The following is a 19,679-nucleotide window of genomic DNA, read 5'->3' on the forward strand; positions in this document are numbered from 1 at the left end:
ACGGAGCCGCGGCGGGCCGCTAGGCTGGCACCATGCTGCTGACCAAGTTCTCCCACTCGTGCGTGCGGCTCGAGAAGGACGGCGCGGTGCTGGTGATCGACCCCGGAACGTTCTCGGAGGTCGAGGAGGCGCTCGACGGCGCGGACACCGTGCTCGTCACGCACGTGCACCCGGACCACTGCGACGTCCCCCGTGTCTCGGCCGTGCTGGAGTCGGCACCCGAACTCTCGCTCCACGCCCCGGCCGCCGTGGTCGAGGAGCTCTCCCAGCACGTCACGGACACCTCGCGCCTGCACGCCGTCACCGCGGACACGGCGTTCGAGGCCGGCCCGTTCTCGGTGACCACCCACGGCGGCCAGCACGCGCTGATCCACCCCCTGATCCCCACCGTGGCCAACGTGGGGTACGTGGTCGACGACGCCGTGTTCCACCCCGGCGACTCGTTCACGGTTCCACGCGGGGTCACGGTTCCCACCGTCCTGGTGCCCCTGCACGCGCCGTGGTCGAAGATGTCCGAGGTCATCGACTTCATGATCGCCACCCGGGCCACCACCGCGTTCCAGATCCACGACGCCCTCCTCTCGGAGAACGGCTTCGGCGTGGTCGAGACGCAGGTCGCCCACTTCGCCGGACTCTACGGAACCAGCTACCGCCACCTGTCCCCGCGCGAGAGCGTGGAGATCACCACCAGCTGACCCGGCCGGCGGACCGTCGGCCACCCACCGAGGAGAGGACTCCACCGTGAGCTCAGTGTTCACCAAGATCATCGAGGGCGAGCTGCCCGGTCGTTTCGTCTGGGCCGACGAGCAGTGCGTCGCGTTCCTGTCCATCCAGCCGCTCGCCCAGGGCCACGTGCTCGTGGTCCCGCGCCGGGAGGTGGACGCGTGGATCGACCTCCCCGAGGAGCTGGCCACCCATCTCATGACGGTGTCCCGTGCCATCGGCCGGGCCGTGGACGCCGCCTTCTCCCCGAAGCGCGTGGGCCTCATGATCCAGGGCTTCGAGGTGCCTCACACGCACCTGCACGTGTGGCCCACCAACTCGATCGAGGAGTTCGACTTCGCGAACGTGGACCAGGACCCGGACGCCGCCGTCATGGACGAGTCCGCCCGGCGGATCCGCGAGGCACTCGTCTCCCAGGGGCACCAGGACACGGTGCCGTCGCAGGGCTGAGCGCACTCACGCTCCCGGTCTCGGAAGCGTGGTCCTCACCCAAGGAGGGGGTGCCCTCCTCGCTCGGTGCGGGGCGTGCCGCACTCGCGCACTGAGGGGCGCGCCTCCTGGGCCCCCGCCACGGCTGTCACTCGTGTTCCTGGGCCATGCCCCCGTGAACTGGGTGATGGTCCGTCGCGCGCTGGGTCTCAGCCCAGCTCGCGCAGCTTCTTGCGCAGCCGCTTCTCCGACACCGTGTGCGCGGTGCCCAGTTCCTGCGCGAAGAACGAGACCCGCAGCTCCTCCAGGTCCCACCGGATTGCCCTGAGCGCCGCGGGCGTGGGCACCGTGGGCGGCACTGCGTCCAGGGCCGCACGGTACTCGGCCTCGAGGTCGTGGACGGTCTGCATGGCCACGGCGTCGCGCTGCAGGTGCCCGGAGAGCTTGTCCAGCCGGGCGTTGACCCCGGCCAGGTAGCGGGGCAGGTGCTGCAGGGCCTGCCACCCGGTGCGTCCCACGAAGCCGGGGTGGATGAGCCCGTCCACCTGCTCCGCCATGTCCGTGAACGCGGGCACCGCGCCCAGTGAGCCGGGCTTCTTCAGCCGCTTGCGCACCGTGGTGGCCTCGCTCAGCGCGGTGGTCACGAGCGCCGTGACCGCGAAGACCGTGTCGATGAGCTCCGCCCGCACGTGCTCGGCCAGCCGGTCGAACTCGGCCCGTGTGAACGGGGGGTCGTGGGGCACGAGCCGGTCGATCGCCGCGCCCGTGCAGTCGTGGATCAGGGCCTCCACGGAACCGTGGGGGTTCTGGGTGAACACCAGCCGCTCGCGCTGGCTGAGGTGCTCCACCACGTAGCGGTGCACGGACGGCAGCACACGCTGCAGCAGCGCGATCACGCCGTCGCGCTGGGCCGCGCGCTGCTCCTCGGGGTCGCTCAGGATCCGCAGGTCCACGCGCGGGGGCTCCGTGCCCCCCGGCTTTTCCGGCGCCACGGCCACGAGCGTGGGGTAGCCGGTGACCGTCTGCCCCGCCACGGTGGTCTCCACGCTGCGGGGCGGATCCGGCTCGGGCCACGCGCGCAGGTCCGTGCGTTCCAGGGACGCGCTCGACGCCGCCCGCTCGCCCGGATGCGCACCGCCCCGGCCCTTGCGGTCGCCGCCACCGGAGCGACGGCCGCGCCGCGAACCGGACGCGGCGGCGTCGTCGTCCCCGCCGGAGGCCGAGCCTGCGGAGGCACCCGCGGCGTCGTAGAGCTGGGCCGCGGCCTGCCCCAGCGACTGGGCGAGCGCCTCGCGCACGCGCGGACGCAATCGCTGCTTGAGCTCGGTGAGGTCGTCCCCGCGGCCGAGCACCGCGTTGCGGGCGTCCCGGACCTCGAAGCGCATCCGCAGGTGCGGGGGCAGCGTCTCCGGGTGGAAGTCGGAGGCCTGCACGGGGTGTCCGCGCATCCGGCGCAGCACCGTGGCGAGGGCCTCGAGCAGCGAGCCCGAGAGCGGGTCGAACTCCTCGTCCAGCCGGCGCACGGCCGCGGCCGCGGTGTCCGGGGCCGGCACAAAGTTGCGGCGCACTGCCTTGGGCAGGGACTTGATCAGCGCGGTGACCAGTTCCACGCGCAGGCCGGGGATGTGCCACTCGAACTGCTCGGGCGCCAACCGGTCCAGGAACAGCACGGGGATCCGCACCGTGACGCCGTCCGCGGTGTCCGTGCCCGGCGCGAACTCGTAGTCCAGGTCCAGGCTGAGGTCCCCCTCGGGGGAGTGCACGTGCCACGAGCGCGGGAACGAGTCCGTGTCCAGAGCCGGAGCCTCCGGGGCGATGAGGTCCTGGGGGGTGAGGTCCAGCAGGTGCTCGTCCTCGTGGCGGGTCTTCTTCCACCACGCGTCGAAGTGTCGCTGCGAGACCACGTGCGCGGGGACCCGGGCGTCGTAGAAGTCGAACAGCACCTGGTCGTCCACGCGCAGGTCCTTGCGGCGCATGCGGTTCTCGAGCTCCTCGACCTCCGCGAGCGCCTTACGGTTGCGCTTGACGAAGGTGTGCCGCGTCTGCCAGTCGCCCTCCACCAGGGCGTGGCGGATGAACAGCTCCCGGGACAGCTCGGGGTCGATCGAGGAGAACAGCACGGGGCGCTCGCTGACCAGCGGCAGCCCGTAGAGGGTGACCTTCTCGGAGGCCATCACGGCGCCGCGCGAGCGGGACCAGTGGGGCTCGGAGTAGGAGCGCTTCACCAGGGACGGTGCAATCTCCTCGGCCCACTCGGGCTGGATCGCGGCGTTCGTGCGGGCCCACAGCCGGGAGGTCTCCACGAGCTCCGCGGAGACGATCCAGTCCGGGGACTTCTTGAACAGTGCCGAGCCCGGGAAGATCGCGAACCGCGTGCCGCGGGCGCCCCGGTACTCACGGGTGCGCTCGTCCCGCACGCCGATGTTGCTGAGCAGCCCGGAGAGCAGGGACTTGTGGACGTCGTCCTGGTGGGCGGCCACGTCGATCTCCCGCGAGCCGCCCACGTCGATGCCGGACTGGCGGGCGATCTGGCGCAGCTGCGCGTAGAGGTCCTGCCACTCGCGGATCCGCAGGAAGTTCAGGTACTCGCGCTTGCACAGCTTGCGGAACTGCGAGGAGGACAGCTCGGCCTGCTGCTCCTGCAGGTACTGCCACAGCAGCCCGTAGGAGAGGAAGTCACTGGTCCTGTCCTTGAACCGGGCGTGGAACTCGTCAGCGGCCTGGCGCTTCTCCAGGGGGCGCTCCCGCGGGTCCTGGACGGTCAGGGCCGCGGTGAGCACGAGCACCTCGCGCGCGCAGCCGCGGCGGTCCGCCTCCACGATCATCCGGCCCAGACGCGGGTCCACGGGCAGGGCCGCGAGGATCTCACCGGTGCGGGTCAGCGGGCCACGGTGTCCGCCCCGCCGGCCACGGTTCCGGCGGCCGCCACGGGACCTGCGTGCGGGGCGCGACGCCGCGTCGTCGCCGTCCGCCGCACCACCCGGTCCGCGCAGGGCGCCGAGCTCGCGCAGCAGCACCACGCCGTCCTTGACCGCGCGCGGGTCCGGCTTCTGCACGAACGGGAAGTCCAGGATGTCGCCGGGCTCCCGGACCACGCCCACGGAGATCATCTGCAGGATCACCGCGGCCAGGTTGGTGCGCAGGATCTCGGGATCCGTGAACTCGGGGCGGGACTCGAAGTCCTCCTCCGAGTACAGCCGGATGCACACGCCGTCCGAGGTGCGCCCGGAGCGGCCCGAGCGCTGCTTGGCCGAGGCCTGGGAGATCCGTTCGATGGGCAGGCGCTGGACCTTGGTGCGCGCCGAGTACCGCGAGATGCGAGCCGTGCCGGGATCGACCACGTACTTGATGCCGGGGACCGTGAGGGAGGTTTCCGCCACGTTGGTGGCCAGCACGATGCGGCGGTGGGAGGACGGCGAGAACACGCGGTTCTGCTCCGCCATGGACAGCCGCCCGAACAGGGGCAGGATCTGGGTCCCGGCCAGGGAACGGTGGGAGTCGATGACCTTCTGCAGCGCGTCCTGCGCGTCGCGGATCTCGCGCTCGCCCGCGAAGAACACGAGGATGTCCCCGCGCGGCTCGCGGGAGAGCTCCACCACGGCGTCGCACACCGCGTCGATCGGGTCCCGGTCCTCGTCCGCGAGGCCGTCCCCGGTGTCCTCCTCGTCCGGACCGCCGTCCCCGCTGCGCTCCTGCGTGAGCGGGCGGTAGCGGATCTCCACGGGGTAGGTGCGCCCGGAGACCTCGATGATCGGCGCGGGGGAGGGGTCCGCATCCGGGTGCTCGGGGTGCGGCTGCGCGAAGTGCTCGGCGAAGCGCTGCGGGTCGATGGTCGCGGAGGTGATGATGACCTTCAGGTCCGGCCGCTGTGGCAGCAGCCGGCGGAGGTAGCCCAGCAGGAAGTCGATGTTGAGCGAGCGCTCGTGGGCCTCGTCGATGATGATCGCGTTGTACCGCGAGAGCGTGGGGTCGTGGCTGATCTCGGCCAGCATGATGCCGTCCGTCATGAGCTTGATCCTGGAGTCCCTGCCCACCTCGGACGTGAAGCGCACCTGGTAGCCCACGGTGGCGCCCACGCGCTCGCCGAGCTCGTGGGCGATCCGCTCGGCGACCGAGCGGGCGGCGATCCTGCGCGGCTGGGTGTGCCCGATCAGTCCGCGCTCACCCAGGCCCAGCTCGAGGCACATCTTGGGCAGCTGGGTGGTCTTGCCGGAGCCGGTCTCACCCGCGACCACCACCACCTGGTTCTCCCGGATGGCGGACATGATGTCCTCCCGGCGCGCGGAGACGGGGAGGTTGTCCGGGTACACGATGCGGGGCGTGGTGATGGGCTCAGTCATGACAACCGTGCAGTCTACGGGCCGCCCCCGACACGCGCAGGGCCGCGCGTTCCCGCCCAGGTGACACGCGAAATTGTCCCTATATGTGAGCTGCGTCTCATTTTCGACCGATCGGCAGGTAGCATCCACTCATCATTGATCCGTGATGGAAGGAACCACCCCATGAAGCGTCTACTCCCGGTCGCCGCGGCGGCCACGACGGCCGCCCTGCTGCTCACCGGCTGTGGCTCCGGCGGCGAGCAGTCGGGCGACGGCAAGGAGACCAAGAAGGTCACCGTGGGCATCTCCCAGTTCGTGGAGCACCCCTCGCTCGACGCCGCGCGGGAGGGCTTCGTGGAGGCTCTCAAGGACGGCGGCTACACCGAGGGCGAGAACCTCACCCTGGACGTGCAGAACGCCTCGGGGGACCAGGCCACCGCCACGAACATCGCCTCCAACTTCGCGTCCTCAGGGGACGACCTCATCCTCGGCATCGCCACGCCGTCCGCACAGTCGCTGGCCCAGGCCGTCACGGACAAGCCCGTGCTCTTCACCGCCGTGACGGACCCGGTGGACGCCGGCCTCGTGGACTCCGCGGAGGCCCCGGGCGGCAACGTCACGGGCACCACCGACATGAACCCCGTGGCGGACCAGATCAAGCTGGTCAAGCAGCTCGAGCCGGGCGCCAAGTCCGTGGGCATCATCTACAGCTCGGGTGAGACCAACTCGCAGATCCAGGTGGACGAGGCCAAGAAGGCCGCCGAGGCCGAGGGTCTCAAGGTCGTGGAGAAGACCGTCACCACCACGGCTGAGGTGGCCCAGGCCGCGGAGTCCTTCGACACCGACGCCATCTACGTGCCCACCGACAACAAGGTCGTGGCCGGGCTGGAGGCCGTGATCTCCGCGGCCGAGGCCAAGAAGATCCCGCTCATCGCGGGCGAGGGAGACTCCGTGGAGCGCGGTGCGCTGGCCACCCAGGGGCTGAGCTACAAGGACCTCGGCAAGCAGACCGGTGAGATGGCGGTGAAGATCCTCAAGGACGGCGCCAAGCCCGGTGAGATGGCCGTGGAGTCCCAGAAGGAGACCAAGCTCATCGTCAACGCCAAGGCCGCCAAGGCCATGGGCGTGGAGATCCCGCAGAGCCTGCGGGACAAGGCCGACCAGGTCATCGAGTAGAACCGGTGATTGCTGGAATCGAACTCGGGCTGATCTACGCGGTCATGGCCCTGGGGGTCTACCTCACGTTCCGCGTGCTGGACTTCCCGGACCTCACCGTGGACCAGTCGTTCACCACCGGAGCCGCCACCTCGGCCATGGTGATCCTCAACGGCGGCAGCCCGTGGATCGCCACCGTGGTGGGTTTCGTGGCGGGCGGCCTCGCGGGGCTCATCACCGCCCTGCTGCACACCAAGGCCAAGATCAACGGGCTGCTCGCGGGCATTCTGACCATGACCGCGCTGTACTCCATCAACCTGCGGCTCATGGGAGGGAAGGCGAACCTCGCGCTGCTGCGTGAGGACACCGTCTTCACCCCGCTGCGCGAGGCCGGGCTGCAGGGCACGGTCACCGGCGTCCTGCTGCTGCTCGTGGGAGTGCTGGTGGTCAAGGTGGTGCTGGACTGGTTCCTCTACACGGATGCCGGTCTGGCCATGCAGGCCACGGGTGACAACCCGGACATGATCCGCTCGTTCGGGGTCAACACGGACGCGCAGAAGATCCTCGGGCTGTGCCTCTCCAACGCCCTGGTGGGCCTCGCGGGCGCACTGATCGCGCAGTACCAGGGCTTCGCGGACATCGGCATGGGCATCGGCATGATCGTGGTGGGCCTGGCCTCCGTGATCCTCGGCCAGGGCATCTTCGGCCACCGCACCGTGGTGATCGCCACCTTCGCGGTGATCCTGGGATCCGTGCTGTACCGCCTGGTCATCACGGTGGCGCTGCAGGCCGGGCTGAACCCCTCGGACATGAAGCTGATCTCTGCGGTGCTCGTGGTGGTGGCGCTCGTGCTGCCCCAGATGGCCGTGTTCAAGCGCTGGAAGCGGCGCCGCACGCTCAAGGCCGCCCAGGAGGTGCAGGCGGACGTGGGGAGCAGCACCGAGCACCCCGTGACCGCCAGCATCGCCACAACCTCAGCCGGAAAGGGAGCGTGACCGCATGCTGACAGTCGACGACGTCCGCAAGACGTTCTTCGCGGGGACGGTCAACGAGCGCGTGGCCCTGAACGGGGTGAGTCTCACGGTGAACGAGGGCGACTTCGTCACGGTCATCGGCTCGAACGGCGCGGGAAAGTCTACGCTGCTCAACACGGTCTCCGGGACGATCATCCCGGACAGCGGGGAGATCCGGGTGGGGGAGCGGGTGGTCACCCGGCTGCCCGAGCACCGCAAGGCCAAGTGGATCTCCCGTGTGTTCCAGGACCCCATGAAGGGCTCTTCGCCCACCCTGACCATCGAGCAGAACATGGCGATCGCCCAGCGGCGGGGCCGTTCCCGCGGGCTGTCCCGCGGGGTCACCCGCGCCCGGCGGGAGGAGTTCAGGAAGGAGCTGGCCACCCTCGAGCTGGGTCTGGAGAACCGGCTGGGCGCCAAGGTGGGTCTGCTGTCCGGTGGTCAGCGCCAGGCGCTGTCGCTGCTGATGGCCACGTTCTCCGCCCCGGAGATCCTGCTGCTGGACGAGCACACGGCCGCACTGGATCCCCAGCGGGCGCAGCACGTCACGGAGATCACCGAGCGGATCGTGAACGAGCGCCACCTCACCACGCTCATGGTCACGCACAACATGGAGCAGGCCCTGCGCCTGGGCAACCGGCTGATCATGATGCACGAGGGCCGGATCCTCTTCGAGCTGGACGCCCAGCAGAAGGCGGAGGCCACCGTGGCGGACCTGCTGGCCGAGTTCCGCAAGCTGCAGGCGGCCACGGGCGAGCCGGCACTGGATGACGCTACGCTTCTGGAAACAGCTCGCAGCGCCGCACCGTCGGCCGCCCCCTCCCGGGGCGTCCCCGCCGGTGGCGCTCCCACGGGTGGCTCCTCCGCCGCGGAGGTGGCACCGGAAGGTCAGTGATCACCATGAGTCAGCCCCGCCGCAGACAGCGCATGACGTCCGTCATCACTGCGGTGGGGCTGATTCTGCTCTTCGTGTGCTGCTTCTCCCTGCCGGAGGGTCTCGCGGCGCTCAGCCAGGCGGCCGCGGACCACGGGGGCCAGCCGCTCACCGAGCGCGGCTGGGTGATGACCATCGTGGGATTCGGCACCCTGTTCGTGGGAGGGATCCTCACGATCGTGGGGGTCGTCCTGCGGCGCACCGCGCCGCCCGAGCCGGTGGCGGAGGACGCGCTGCTCGAGGAGCAGTACGGCTCCGAGTCCGTCATGAACGAGTACGACCCGCTCGAGCTGAACCCGAACTACAGGATCCGCGAGCAGCGGCGCGGTCGGCGCTGAGAGGTGCTGCGGGCCCGGACAGGACGACAGGCCCGGACATGACAACGGCCCCGGGGTCACCGGGGCCGTCGTCAACGGGTGGAGCTTTCAGGGTGCCCGCGACAGGATTCGAACCTACGACCTTCTGCTCCGGAGGCAGACGCTCTATCCACTGAGCTACGCGGGCATGCCGTGCCGTTCACCAACTGCTCGGCTCGCGACGACAACTCGACGATACTACCAGGTTGCGCGGGTGCACCAATCAGCGGGAGTCGGTGCGGCAGAACCCGCCCGGCTACACTGGCACGGTGACTCCTGAAGAACTTTCCTCCGCTGTGTCCGCATGTCTGCAGGACGCCGTGACCGCCGGTGAGCTCACCGTGGCGGACGGCGTCGACCTCCCGCAGGCGCGGGTGGAGCGACCCAAGAACCGCGAGCACGGGGACTGGGCCACCACGGTGGCCATGCAGGTGGCCAAGAAGGTCGGGCGCCCCCCGCGGGACGTCGCCCAGATCCTCTCGCAGCACCTGTGCGGGGTACCCGGTGTGAAGGCCGTGGACATCGCCGGGCCGGGCTTCCTCAACATCACGCTCGACGCCGCCGCCGCGGGTGAGCTGGCGCAGTCGGTCGTGGAGCAGGGCCGCGCGTTCGGCACCGGGCAGACGCTGGCCGGAACCACCATCAACCTGGAGTTCGTCTCCGCCAACCCCACGGGCCCCATCCACCTGGGCGGCACCCGCTGGGCCGCCGTGGGGGACTCGCTGGCGCGCGTGCTGCAGGCCCAGGGCGCGGACGTGGTGCGCGAGTACTACTTCAACGACCACGGCAACCAGATCGACCGCTTCGCCCGGTCCCTGCTGGCCCGTGCCCGGGGCGAGGCCGCCCCGGAGGACGGCTACGGCGGGCAGTACATCTCGGACATCGCCCAGGAGGTCCTGGCGCTGCACCCGGACGCGCTGGAGGCGGAGGATCCGCAGGAGGTCTTCCGCGCGGCGGGCGTGGAGCTGATGTTCTCCCAGATCAAGTCCTCGCTGCACGAGTTCGGCGTGGACTTCGACGTCTTCTTCCACGAGGACTCCCTGTTCCAGGGCGGTCAGGTGGAGACCCTGCTGGAGCAGCTGCGCTCCTCGGACTCGCTGTACTTCGAGGACGGCGCGTGGTGGCTGCGCTCCACGGAGCACGGGGACGACAAGGACCGCGTGGTCATCAAGTCGGACGGCAACGCCGCCTACATCGCCGGCGACATCGCGTACTTCAAGAACAAGCGGGACCGCGGCGCGGACCTGTGCATCTACATGCTGGGTGCGGACCACCACGGCTACGTGGCCCGGCTCAAGGCCGCGGCCGCCGCCCTCGGGGACTCCCCGGAGGGCGTGGAGGTGCTGATCGGCCAGATGGTCAACCTTGTCAAGGACGGCACTGCCGTGCGGATGTCCAAGCGTGCGGGCACCGTGGTGACCATGGAGGACCTCGTGGAGGTCGTGGGCGTGGACGCCGCCCGCTACTCCCTCACGCGGTACTCGGTGGACTCCAACATCGACATCGACCTGGACGTGCTCACCAAGCGGTCCAACGAGAACCCCGTGTTCTACGTGCAGTACGCGCACGCCCGCACGTGCGCGGTCGCGCGCAACGCGGAGGCCGCCGGCGTCCGTCGTCTGGACGAGGCGGGGGCCCCGCAGTTCGACGCCGCCCTGCTGGAGCACCCCCGCGAGGCGGACCTGCTCGCGGCCCTGGGGCAGTACCCGTCGGTCGTCGCGCAGGCCGCCGAGTTCCGTGAACCGCACCGCGTGGCCCGGCACCTCGAGGCGCTGGCCGGTGCGTACCATCGCTGGTACGACGCGTGCCGCGTGACCCCGCAGGGCGACGGCGAGGTGGAACTCGTGCACCACACCCGGCTGTGGCTCAACGACGCCGTGCGCCAGGTCCTGGCCAACGGGCTGGACCTGCTGGGCGTCTCCGCTCCCGAGCGGATGTGATCCGGTGCCCGAGCAGAGCGTGAGCGGCCACCCGCTCGCCCCCGCATGGCTGCCCGTCCCGCCGGACGCCGCCACTCTGGATCCCGTGGTCTTCACGTCCCAGTACGCCCGGGACGCTTCCGGGTGCGTCACGGTGGACGGGGTCCCGGTCACGGAGCTCGCGCGGCGGCACGGGTCCCCGGCGTACGTGGTCTCGGAGCGCACGTTCCGGTCCCGTGCCCGTGGCTTCCGGGAGGCGTTCGAACGCGCCCTGTCACCGCTCGGGGTGGACGTGGCCGTGTACTACGCGTCCAAGGCCCTGCTCACCTCGGCGGTGGCCCGCTGGGCACTGGCCGAGGGACTCAGCATCGACACCGCCTCCGGTGGGGAGCTGGCCGTTGCACTCGCAGCCGGGGTTCCCGGTGAGCGCATCGCCCTGCACGGCAACAACAAGTCCGCCGCGGAGATCACCACCGCGCTGCGCGCCGGTGTGGGGCGCATCGTGGTGGACTCCCTCGCGGAGATCGAGCTGGTGGCCGCGCTCGCGCGGGAGCTCGGCACCCGGGCCCCCGTGATGGTCCGCGTGACCCCGGGGGTGCACGCCTCCACGCACGAGTTCATCGCCACGGCGCACGAGGACCAGAAGTTCGGTCTCTCGCTCGCCGCCGGCGCAGAGGGCGAGGACTCCCCGGCCCTGCAGGCGGTGGTCTCGTGCCTCGACGCCGCCGACGCCCTGGACCTGCGCGGTCTGCACTGCCACATCGGCTCCCAGATCTTCGCGGCCGAGGGATTCGCCCAGGCGGCCCAGCGCGTCCTGGCGCTGCGGGAGGCCGTGGCCTCCCGCTGGGACGTGGTGCTGCCCGAGGTGGACCTCGGCGGAGGACACGGGGTCGCCTACACCGCCGCGGACTCCCCGCGCGGTGTCGAGGAGATCGCGGCGGACCTCGCCGCCCTGCTCCCGGCCGTCCTGGAGTCCTCCTCGCTGCCGGCACCGCACCTGTCCTTCGAGCCCGGTCGATACATCGCGGGGCCCGCGGGCTGCACGGTGTACACCGTGGGCACCGTCAAGACCGTGACGGTCGAGCAGGGTGTGCAGCGCCGCTACGTCTCCGTGGACGGCGGGATGAGCGACAATGCCCGTCCCGTGCTCTACGGGGCGGACTACACCGCGGTGCTCGCCAACAGGGTCTCCCACGAGGCCCCCGTGCTGTCCCGCGTGGTGGGCAAGCACTGCGAGTCCGGTGACGTGGTGGTCAAGGACGTCTACCTCCCCGGGGACGTCCAGCGGGGCGACCTCCTGGTGGTGCCCGTGACCGGCGCCTACTGCTGGTCCCTGTCGAGCAACTACAACTGGCTCCCGCGCCCGGGCATCGTGGCCGTGGGCGAGGGCGGCGCCTCCCGGGAGATCGTGCGCCGCGAGTCCGTGGCGGATCTGCTGGCCCGGGACTGCGAAATCTGACCGCTCGGCGAGATCGACGACGACGGCGTGCGCACCAACCGCGGGCAGCCGTCACGAACCTGCGCGGCGTCGTCGTCCTTGCCATGATGGGGCGGGCATCCCGCGACCACCCGCCCTGCCCAGCTGGACCACCGCCCGGCCGGAGCACGGCGCGGGCAGCCCGCCCGGGGCCGCAGCGCACCACGGCGGCGGCCCACCCCATGTCACCGACACCCGTGAGACCACGGAGGAGCACAGGAGCCATGACCACCACTGCGACGACCACCCACGAGACTCCCGTCCTGAAGGTCGGCCTGCTCGGCGCGGGCACCGTGGGCTCCCAGGTGGCCCACGTCCTGCTCACGCGTGGGGACGAGCTGGCCCTGCGCAGCGGGGTGCGCCTGGAACTGAGCGGGATCGCGGTGCGGGACACGGCCGCCCCGCGGGACGTCGAGCTGCCCGCCGAGCTGCTGACCACGGACGCGGATGCCGTGATCGACGCCGCGGACGTCGTCGTGGAGCTCACGGGCGGGATCGAGCCCACCCGCACGCGCGTGCTGCGCGCTCTGGACGCGGGCAAGTCCGTGATCACGGGCAACAAGGCGCTGCTCGCGGAGTCCGGACGGCAGCTGCAGGACGCCGCGGGTGCCTCGGGCGCCCAGCTGTCCTACGAGGCCGCGGTGGCCGGGGCCATCCCGATCGTGCGCCCCATGCGGGACTCGCTCGCGGGCGACCGCGTGGACCGGTTCCTGGGCATCATGAACGGCACCACCAACTTCGTCCTGGACCAGATGGACACCACGGGTGCCGCGTTCGACGACGCCCTGGCCGAGGCCCAGCGCCTGGGCTACGCGGAGGCGGACCCCACCGCGGACGTGGAGGGCCACGACGCCGCCGCCAAGACCGCCGTGCTGGCGTCCCTGGCGTTCCACTCCAGCTACACGATCGACGACGTCCACTGCGAGGGCATCCGGGGTGTCACGGCGGAGGACGTCGCGGCCGCACGGGAAGCCGGGTACGTGATCAAGCTGCTGTCGGTGGGGGAGCGCTGCGGGGAGGGCGTGAACCTGCGCGTGAGCCCCGTGATGGTCCCGCGCGAGCACGTGCTCGGCGGGGTGCGCGGGGCCTACAACGCGGTGTTCGTGGAGGCGGCCTCGGCCGGGTCCCTGATGTTCTACGGACAGGGTGCCGGCGGCGAGCCCACGGCGTCCGCGGTGCTGGGGGACCTGGTCTCCGCGGCACGCGCGATCGCCCTGGGGGCCCAGGGGATCCCGCTCGCGGACCACGCGGGACTGCCCGCGGTGAGCATGGCCGACGTCCGCACCCGGCTGGCCGTGACCCTGGCCGTGTCCGACCGGCTGGGTGTGCTCGCGCGGCTCGCCCAGGTCTTCGCGGACCACGGGGTCTCCATCTCCACCATGCAGCAGAGCGAGGACCCCCGGGTGACCGGAACCTCGATGCTGCGCCTGGTCACGCACGAGGGCCGCCACGAGGACCTCATGGCCACGGTCGAGACGCTGCGCGGCCTCGACGCGGTCCGGGACGTGGTGTCCGTGACCCCGGTGGAGACGGGAGAATAGAGCGCGAACCGGGCGGCGGCGTCGTCGCCCGGCAACCGGTGACCGCCCGGAGGCGGTCGGAGCACGAGCTGAACTGCAAGCACTTGACCCGAGGAGCAACACGGCATGGCACACGTCTGGCGGGGCGTCATCAACGAGTACAGGGACCGGCTGCCGGTGACGGAGCAGACCGAGGTCGTGACCATGGGGGAGGGCGGCACCCCGCTGATCCGTGCGCGGGCGCTGTCCGAGCTCACGGGCTCCACCGTGTGGCTCAAGTTCGAGGGCATGAACCCCACGGGCTCCTTCAAGGACCGCGGCATGACCATGGCCATCACCAAGGCCAAAGAGGCCGGGGCGCAGGCCGTGGTGTGCGCGTCCACCGGCAACACGTCCGCGTCCGCGGCCGCCTACGCCAAGCAGGCCGGGATGCGCAGCGCGGTGCTGGTGCCCGAGGGCAAGATCTCCATGGGCAAGATGTCCCAGGCCGTGGCCCACGGAGCGGACATCATCCAGGTGGACGGCAACTTCGACAACTGCCTGGAGGTCGCCCGCAAGCTCTCCGAGTCCTACCCGGTGTTCCTGGTGAACTCCGTGAACCCGTACCGCATCGAGGGCCAGAAGACCGCGGCGTTCGAGGTGGTGGACACCCTGGGCGACGCCCCGGACATCCACGTGCTGCCCGTGGGCAACGCCGGGAACATCACCGCGTACTGGAAGGGCTACCGCGAGTACGCGCAGGACACCCCGGCCACGTCCGGTGAGGTGCTGCCCGCCGTGGCCACGCGCACCCCGGCCATGTGGGGCTTCCAGGCGGAGGGCGCAGCGCCCCTCGTGCTGGGCCACCCCGTGACGGAGCCGGAGACCATCGCCACGGCCATCCGGATCGGCAACCCGGCCTCGTGGGACACGGCGGTCGCGGCCCGGGACGAGTCCGGCGGACTCATCGACGCCGTCACGGACGAGCAGATCCTGGAGGCGCACCGCTGGCTGTCCTCGCGCGAGGGCGTGTTCGTGGAGCCGGGCTCCGCCGCGAGCGTCGCGGGACTGCTCAAGAAGGCGCGCGCGGGGGAGGTGCCCTCCGGTGCGACGATCGTCGCGACCGTCACGGGCCACGGGCTCAAGGACCCGCAGTGGGCCGTCAAGGGTGCCGAGGCGGAGGATCCGCAGGCGGCGGAGCCCACGCGGGTTCCCTTCGACGTGGTGTCCGTCGCGGCGGCCCTCGGTCTCGCGTGAGCGCCCGGGAATCGGCGCGCCCGGCGGCCCACGGGGCAGGGCGCGTGGACGGCGGCGTGGCACCGGTGGGCGCCACCGTGCGCGTCACGGTGCCGGCGTCCACGGGCAACGTGGGTCCCGGCTTCGACTCCCTGGGCCTCGCACTGGAGCACCGTGACACCGTGAGCCTCACCCGCATCCGCGAGGGCCTGGAGTTCGAGTTGCACGGCGAGGGTTCCCAGGACGTCCCGCGCACGGGCGAGCACCTGGTGCTGCGTGCCGCGCAGGCCGCGTTCGACGCCGCCGGGGCCGGCGTCCTGCCCCCGGTGCGGCTCACGGCCCACAACGTGATCCCGCACGGGCGCGGGATGGGATCGTCCGCCTCCGCGGTGGTGGCGGGTGTGCTCGCGGGCAACGCCCTGCTGCCGGCATCCGCGCGGCTCTCCGACGACGCCCTGCTGCAGGTGTGCTCGCGGCTCGAGGGACACCCGGACAACGTGGCCCCCACCCTCCTGGGCGGTCTGACGATCTCCTGGGAGACGGAAGGGCATTTCCACAGTGTTCCGATGGCCGTGCACCCGGACGTGGTGCCGGTGGTGGCTGTTCCGGACTTCGAGGTGGCCACTGCGGTGGCACGCGGGCTGCTTCCCGAGACCGTGGCCCACCGCAGCGCGGCGGTCACCGCGGGCCGGGCCGCGCTGCTCGTGGCGGCCCTCGGGCAGCACCCCGAGCTGCTGCTGGACGCCACGCACGACCTGCTCCACCAGCCCTACCGCGCGCAGGCCATGGCGCCCAGCTGGGAGCTCGTGACCGGGCTGCGCGAGCGCGGTCACGCCGCTCTGATCTCCGGTGCGGGCCCCACGGTGCTGACGCTCGCGAACGGTGGGCAGCGGGCGCGAGCGGCGCAGGAGGCGATCGGGGAGATCACCGCGGACCCGGCGTCGTCGACCCGCCGCCACGGGGGCGAGCCCGTGTCGTGGCGGGTGCTTGCCCTGCGGGTGCCCGGCGAGGGTGCTAAAGTGGAGGCATCCACGCAATAGGCCCCGGGTGAGCGTCCGCCTGTCGGATGACGCAGCCCCGCAGTTGAGCCCCGTGCGCAGTGACCCACCGCAGGTGTTCGAAGGCGTCGCCTCTCTGCGATCCTCTCCCGTGAAGCCCCGCCACCTCTGTGATGTGGCAGTTCGCTCGAGCGGGGGATTCGGGGGACTTCATTGCTGATCACGCGTGCTCACCGCGCGTGCCTCTCGTGGCCCGCCGCGCGCGGCCCACACCCACAACGCCGGGCTGCCGGCGATCTGAATGCCGCAGCCCCCACCGAGTCAGAAGGAACCTTCGTGACAGAATCCACCGCCCCCGAACAGGGAACGGAATCCTCCACCGCGCAGAGCACCGGACTGTCCGGTCTCAAGCTCGCCCAGCTGCAGGCGCTCGCCGCGCAGCTCGGCATCACGGGCGCGCGCCGCATGCGCAAGTCCCTCCTCGTGGAGGCCATCGAGGCCCACCAGCGCGGCGGCGCCGTCGCCGAGCGCGACAAGGCCGTCGAGGAGAAGATCCAGCAGACCGCCCGCAAGGCCTCCCAGCGCCACACCGGCTCCGACGACGCCGCTGAGCCCGCCGAGGGCTCGCAGCAGAAGTCCACCGAGTCCGCCGAGGACGAGTCCGGGGACCAGGGCGGCAAGCGCCAGTCCGGTTCGCGGCGCTCCCGCCGCGCCACGGCCTCCGGGGACCGCCACGGCGCCCCCTCCGGCCAGGACAAGAACGATGCGGAGCAGTCGGCCGAGCAGAGCTCCGCCCAGGACGGCTCCGAGCAGCAGTCCGACGAGTCCAAGGACGGCCGCGGCAACCGCAACCAGCGCGGCCGCGGCAACCGCAACGAGAAGTCCTCGCCGCAGGACCGCGACGCCTCCTCGCAGGACGAGAAGTCCCGCGAGGGCAAGCAGGACCAGAAGTCCGGCCAGGACAACCGCTCCGAGGACGGCCGTCAGCGCCAGCAGGGCGATGCCAAGGACAACGGCCAGGACCAGGGGAACCGCCGCGGCGGCAAGGACAACGGGTCCAAGGACAACGGGTCCGGGGACGGCGGCAACGGCCAGGACGGCCAGAACCGCAACGACCGCAACCGCAACCGCAACGACCGCGGCAACAACGGCGGGGACGGCGAGGGCGGCTCGCGCCGCAACCGGCGCAACCGCAACCGCAACGACCGCAATGACCGCGGCGAGCGCGGGGACCGCAACGACCGCAACGAGCGTCGCAACCGCCGCAACCGGAACAACGGCCCGGACGTGGACGACGTGGAGATCACCGAGGACGACGTCCTGCTGCCCGTGGCGGGCATCCTGGACGTGCTGGACAACTACGCCTTCGTGCGCACCTCCGGCTACCTCCCGGGTCCCTCGGACGTCTACGTGAGCCTCTCGCAGGTCAAGAAGAACAACCTGCGCAAGGGCGACGCCGTGGTGGGCGCCATCCGTGCCCCGCGCGAGGGGGAGCAGCACAACAGCTCCCGCCAGAAGTTCTCCGCGCTCGTGCAGCTGACCTCGGTCAACGGTCGCACGCCCGAGGAGAACAAGGAGCGGGTGGAGTTCAACAAGCTCGTCCCGCTCTACCCGCAGGAGCGGCTGCGCCTGGAGACCGACCCCAAGAAGATCGGTCCCCGCGTGGTGGACCTCGTGGCACCGATCGGCAAGGGCCAGCGCGGCCTGATCGTCTCCCCGCCCAAGGCGGGCAAGACCCTCATGCTGCAGTCGATCGCCAACGCGATCACCACCAACAACCCCGAGGTGCACCTCATGATGGTGCTCGTGGACGAGCGCCCCGAGGAGGTCACCGACATGCAGCGCACGGTGAAGGGCGAGGTCATCGCCTCGACCTTCGACCGTCCCGCGGACGACCACACCACGGTCGCGGAGCTCGCGATCGAGCGCGCCAAGCGCCTCGTGGAGATGGGCATGGACGTGGTGGTCCTGCTGGACTCCATGACGCGTCTGGGCCGTGCGTACAACCTGTCGGCCCCCGCCTCCGGGCGCATCCTGTCCGGTGGTGTCGACTCCGCGGCGCTGTACCCGCCCAAGAAGTTCTTCGGCGCCGCCCGCAACATCGAGAACGGCGGCTCGCTCACCATCCTGGCCACCGCGCTCGTGGAGACCGGGTCCAAGATGGACGAGGTCATCTTCGAGGAGTTCAAGGGCACGGGCAACATGGAGCTGCGGCTCTCCCGCCAGCTCGCGGACCGTCGCATCTTCCCGGCCGTGGACGTCAACTCCTCCGGCACCCGCCGCGAGGAGAACCTGCTGTCCTCCGAGGAGATCAAGATCATGTGGCGCCTGCGCCGCGTGCTCTCCGGTCTGGAGCAGCAGCAGGCGCTCGAGCTGCTCACCAGCAAGCTGCGGGACACCCAGTCCAACGCCGAGTTCCTGATGCAGGTCCAGAAGACCACGCTGGCCGGCCACTAGGAACCGCACCCGCGGTCCGCTCGTTCCACCCGTCGATCAAGGAGTGCCCCACATGTCCGACCCCGTTCAGCCGCTGCTGGATGAGCACGCTCAGCTGCAGCGCGAACTGGCGGATCCCGCCGTGCACGCGGACGCGGGCCGGGCCCGGAAGCTCGGGCGGCGCTACTCCGAGCTCAACGGGATCGTGGAGGCACACCGTCGGGTGGAACGGCTGTCCGAGGACCTCGAGGCCGCGCGCGAGCTCGGGAGCATGGATCCCGAGCTCGCGGCGGAGGTCAAGCCCCTCGAGGACGAGCTCGTGGAGGCCCGTGAGGCGCTGCGCCGCAAGCTCGTCCCGCGCGACCCGGACGACGGCCGCAACGTGATCCTCGAGGTCAAGGCGGGGGAGGGCGGGGACGAGTCCGCGCTCTTCGCCGGGGACCTGCTGCGCATGTACGTGCGCTTCGCGGAGCAGTCCGGTCTCAAGACCGAGATCCTCTCCTCGACCCCCACCGAGCTGGGCGGCTACAAGGACGTCCAGCTCGCCGTCAAGGGCAGCTCCTCGGACCCGTCCGAGGGAGCATGGGCCCGGTTCAAGTACGAGGGCGGGGTCCACCGTGTGCAGCGAGTTCCCGTGACCGAGTCCCAGGGCCGGGTGCACACGTCCGCCGCGGGTGTCCTCGTGTTCCCCGAGGTGGACGAGCCGGACGAGATCGACATCAGCCAGAACGACCTCAAGATCGACGTCTACCGCTCCTCCGGTCCCGGCGGTCAGTCCGTGAACACCACGGACTCGGCCGTGCGCATCACCCACGTCCCCACGGGGATCGTGGTCTCCATGCAGAACGAGAAGTCCCAGCTGCAGAACCGCGAGGCGGCCATGCGCGTGCTGCGCGCCCGGCTGCTCGCGCACCAGCAGGAGCAGATCGACGCGGAGAACGCCGCGGCCCGCAAGTCCCAGGTCCGCACCGTGGACCGCTCGGAGCGGATCCGCACCTACAACTTCCCGGAGAACCGGATCGCGGACCACCGCACCGGCTACAAGGCCTACAACCTGGACCACGTTCTGGACGGCGCGCTGGAACCGGTGATCGCCTCGGCGGTCGAGCTCGACGAGAGGGCCCGCCTGGAGCAGCTGGGCCAGGACTCGGCGGAGCAGGGGTCCGCGGGCCGGAAGAGCTGAGC

The 19,679-nt window shown here is 71.1% G+C and carries 14 protein-coding genes and 1 tRNA gene; 13 read left to right on the top strand and 2 right to left on the bottom strand.

Annotated features, from left to right (window positions below; all coding sequences use genetic code 11):
- The first annotated feature begins 32 nt into the window (after positions 1-32).
- The gene (locus D9R02_RS00060) at positions 33-695 is read left to right on the top strand and encodes an MBL fold metallo-hydrolase (protein WP_019309376.1); all 663 of its coding nucleotides are present in this window, start codon (positions 33-35) and stop codon (positions 693-695) included.
- Between the two features lie 46 nt (positions 696-741).
- Positions 742-1,173 (top strand): HIT family protein, encoded by a 432-nt coding sequence (locus D9R02_RS00065; protein ID WP_019309375.1) that lies wholly within the window; start codon positions 742-744, stop codon positions 1,171-1,173.
- A 188-nt stretch (positions 1,174-1,361) separates the two neighbouring features.
- Here the strand turns inward: D9R02_RS00065 and hrpA are convergent, their stop codons facing one another.
- Complete coding sequence (hrpA, locus tag D9R02_RS00070) at positions 1,362-5,492, bottom strand: ATP-dependent RNA helicase HrpA (RefSeq protein ID WP_235005043.1); 4,131 nt, start codon at positions 5,490-5,492, stop codon at positions 1,362-1,364.
- 162 nt (positions 5,493-5,654) lie between these two features.
- Between hrpA and D9R02_RS00075 the strand changes: the two genes are divergently transcribed.
- The 4 genes from D9R02_RS00075 to D9R02_RS00090 are packed head-to-tail and all read left to right on the top strand — an operon-like array spanning position 5,655 to position 8,911.
- Positions 5,655-6,647 carry an ABC transporter substrate-binding protein gene (locus D9R02_RS00075; protein ID WP_059281184.1) on the top strand — a complete coding sequence of 331 codons (993 nt, stop codon included), beginning with the start codon at positions 5,655-5,657 and terminating at the stop codon, positions 6,645-6,647.
- Between the two features lie 5 nt (positions 6,648-6,652).
- Entirely contained in the window at positions 6,653-7,621 is a 969-nt protein-coding gene (locus tag D9R02_RS00080) for an ABC transporter permease (RefSeq protein WP_039101958.1), read from the top strand.
- 4 nt (positions 7,622-7,625) lie between these two features.
- Positions 7,626-8,534, top strand: a complete 909-nt coding sequence (locus D9R02_RS00085; RefSeq protein WP_019309371.1) for an ABC transporter ATP-binding protein — start codon at positions 7,626-7,628, stop codon at positions 8,532-8,534.
- A gap of 5 nt (positions 8,535-8,539) precedes the next feature.
- A complete protein-coding gene (locus D9R02_RS00090; protein WP_223110293.1) occupies positions 8,540-8,911 on the top strand; it encodes a hypothetical protein in 372 nt (123 codons plus the stop codon).
- Between the two features lie 93 nt (positions 8,912-9,004).
- On the opposite strand, the gene D9R02_RS00095 is transcribed toward D9R02_RS00090, so the two are convergent.
- Positions 9,005-9,077: transfer RNA gene (locus tag D9R02_RS00095), tRNA-Arg, on the bottom strand.
- Between the two features lie 121 nt (positions 9,078-9,198).
- On the opposite strand from D9R02_RS00095, the gene argS reads away from it, so the two are divergent.
- From argS to prfA, 7 genes are all read left to right on the top strand, one after another.
- Positions 9,199-10,869, top strand: a complete 1,671-nt coding sequence (gene argS, locus D9R02_RS00100) for an arginine--tRNA ligase (RefSeq protein WP_039101982.1) — start codon at positions 9,199-9,201, stop codon at positions 10,867-10,869.
- A 4-nt stretch (positions 10,870-10,873) separates the two neighbouring features.
- Positions 10,874-12,307, top strand: coding sequence for a diaminopimelate decarboxylase (gene lysA / locus D9R02_RS00105; RefSeq protein WP_102613429.1), 1,434 nt, complete (start codon positions 10,874-10,876; stop codon positions 12,305-12,307).
- A gap of 242 nt (positions 12,308-12,549) precedes the next feature.
- Entirely contained in the window at positions 12,550-13,866 is a 1,317-nt protein-coding gene (locus D9R02_RS00110) for a homoserine dehydrogenase (protein ID WP_102613430.1), read from the top strand.
- A 105-nt stretch (positions 13,867-13,971) separates the two neighbouring features.
- Entirely contained in the window at positions 13,972-15,081 is a 1,110-nt protein-coding gene (thrC, locus tag D9R02_RS00115; protein ID WP_039101955.1) for a threonine synthase, read from the top strand.
- Between the two features lie 56 nt (positions 15,082-15,137).
- Positions 15,138-16,100 (top strand): homoserine kinase, encoded by a 963-nt coding sequence (gene thrB / locus D9R02_RS00120; RefSeq protein ID WP_082142012.1) that lies wholly within the window; start codon positions 15,138-15,140, stop codon positions 16,098-16,100.
- Positions 16,101-16,394: 294 nt separating this feature from the next.
- Positions 16,395-18,515, top strand: coding sequence for a transcription termination factor Rho (gene rho, locus D9R02_RS00125; RefSeq protein ID WP_102613431.1), 2,121 nt, complete (start codon positions 16,395-16,397; stop codon positions 18,513-18,515).
- Between the two features lie 52 nt (positions 18,516-18,567).
- Positions 18,568-19,677: a peptide chain release factor 1 gene (prfA, locus tag D9R02_RS00130; RefSeq protein WP_019309363.1), complete on the top strand. Its 1,110-nt coding sequence runs from the start codon at positions 18,568-18,570 to the stop codon at positions 19,675-19,677.
- The last annotated feature ends 2 nt before the right edge of the window (positions 19,678-19,679 follow it).

Origin of the sequence: Kocuria rhizophila, assembly GCF_003667225.1 — a bacterium.
GTDB classification, from domain to species: Bacteria; Actinomycetota; Actinomycetes; order Actinomycetales; family Micrococcaceae; genus Kocuria; species Kocuria rhizophila.

Coding starts and splice junctions, on each gene's coding strand:
- hrpA (WP_235005043.1), bottom strand. CDS start 5,492: ATGACTGAGCCCATCACCACGCCCCGCATCGTGTACCCGGACAACCTC.
- D9R02_RS00060 (WP_019309376.1), top strand. CDS start 33: ATGCTGCTGACCAAGTTCTCCCACTCGTGCGTGCGGCTCGAGAAGGAC.
- prfA (WP_019309363.1), top strand. CDS start 18,568: ATGTCCGACCCCGTTCAGCCGCTGCTGGATGAGCACGCTCAGCTGCAG.
- D9R02_RS00090 (WP_223110293.1), top strand. CDS start 8,540: ATGAGTCAGCCCCGCCGCAGACAGCGCATGACGTCCGTCATCACTGCG.
- D9R02_RS00075 (WP_059281184.1), top strand. CDS start 5,655: ATGAAGCGTCTACTCCCGGTCGCCGCGGCGGCCACGACGGCCGCCCTG.
- D9R02_RS00110 (WP_102613430.1), top strand. CDS start 12,550: ATGACCACCACTGCGACGACCACCCACGAGACTCCCGTCCTGAAGGTC.
- thrC (WP_039101955.1), top strand. CDS start 13,972: ATGGCACACGTCTGGCGGGGCGTCATCAACGAGTACAGGGACCGGCTG.
- D9R02_RS00085 (WP_019309371.1), top strand. CDS start 7,626: ATGCTGACAGTCGACGACGTCCGCAAGACGTTCTTCGCGGGGACGGTC.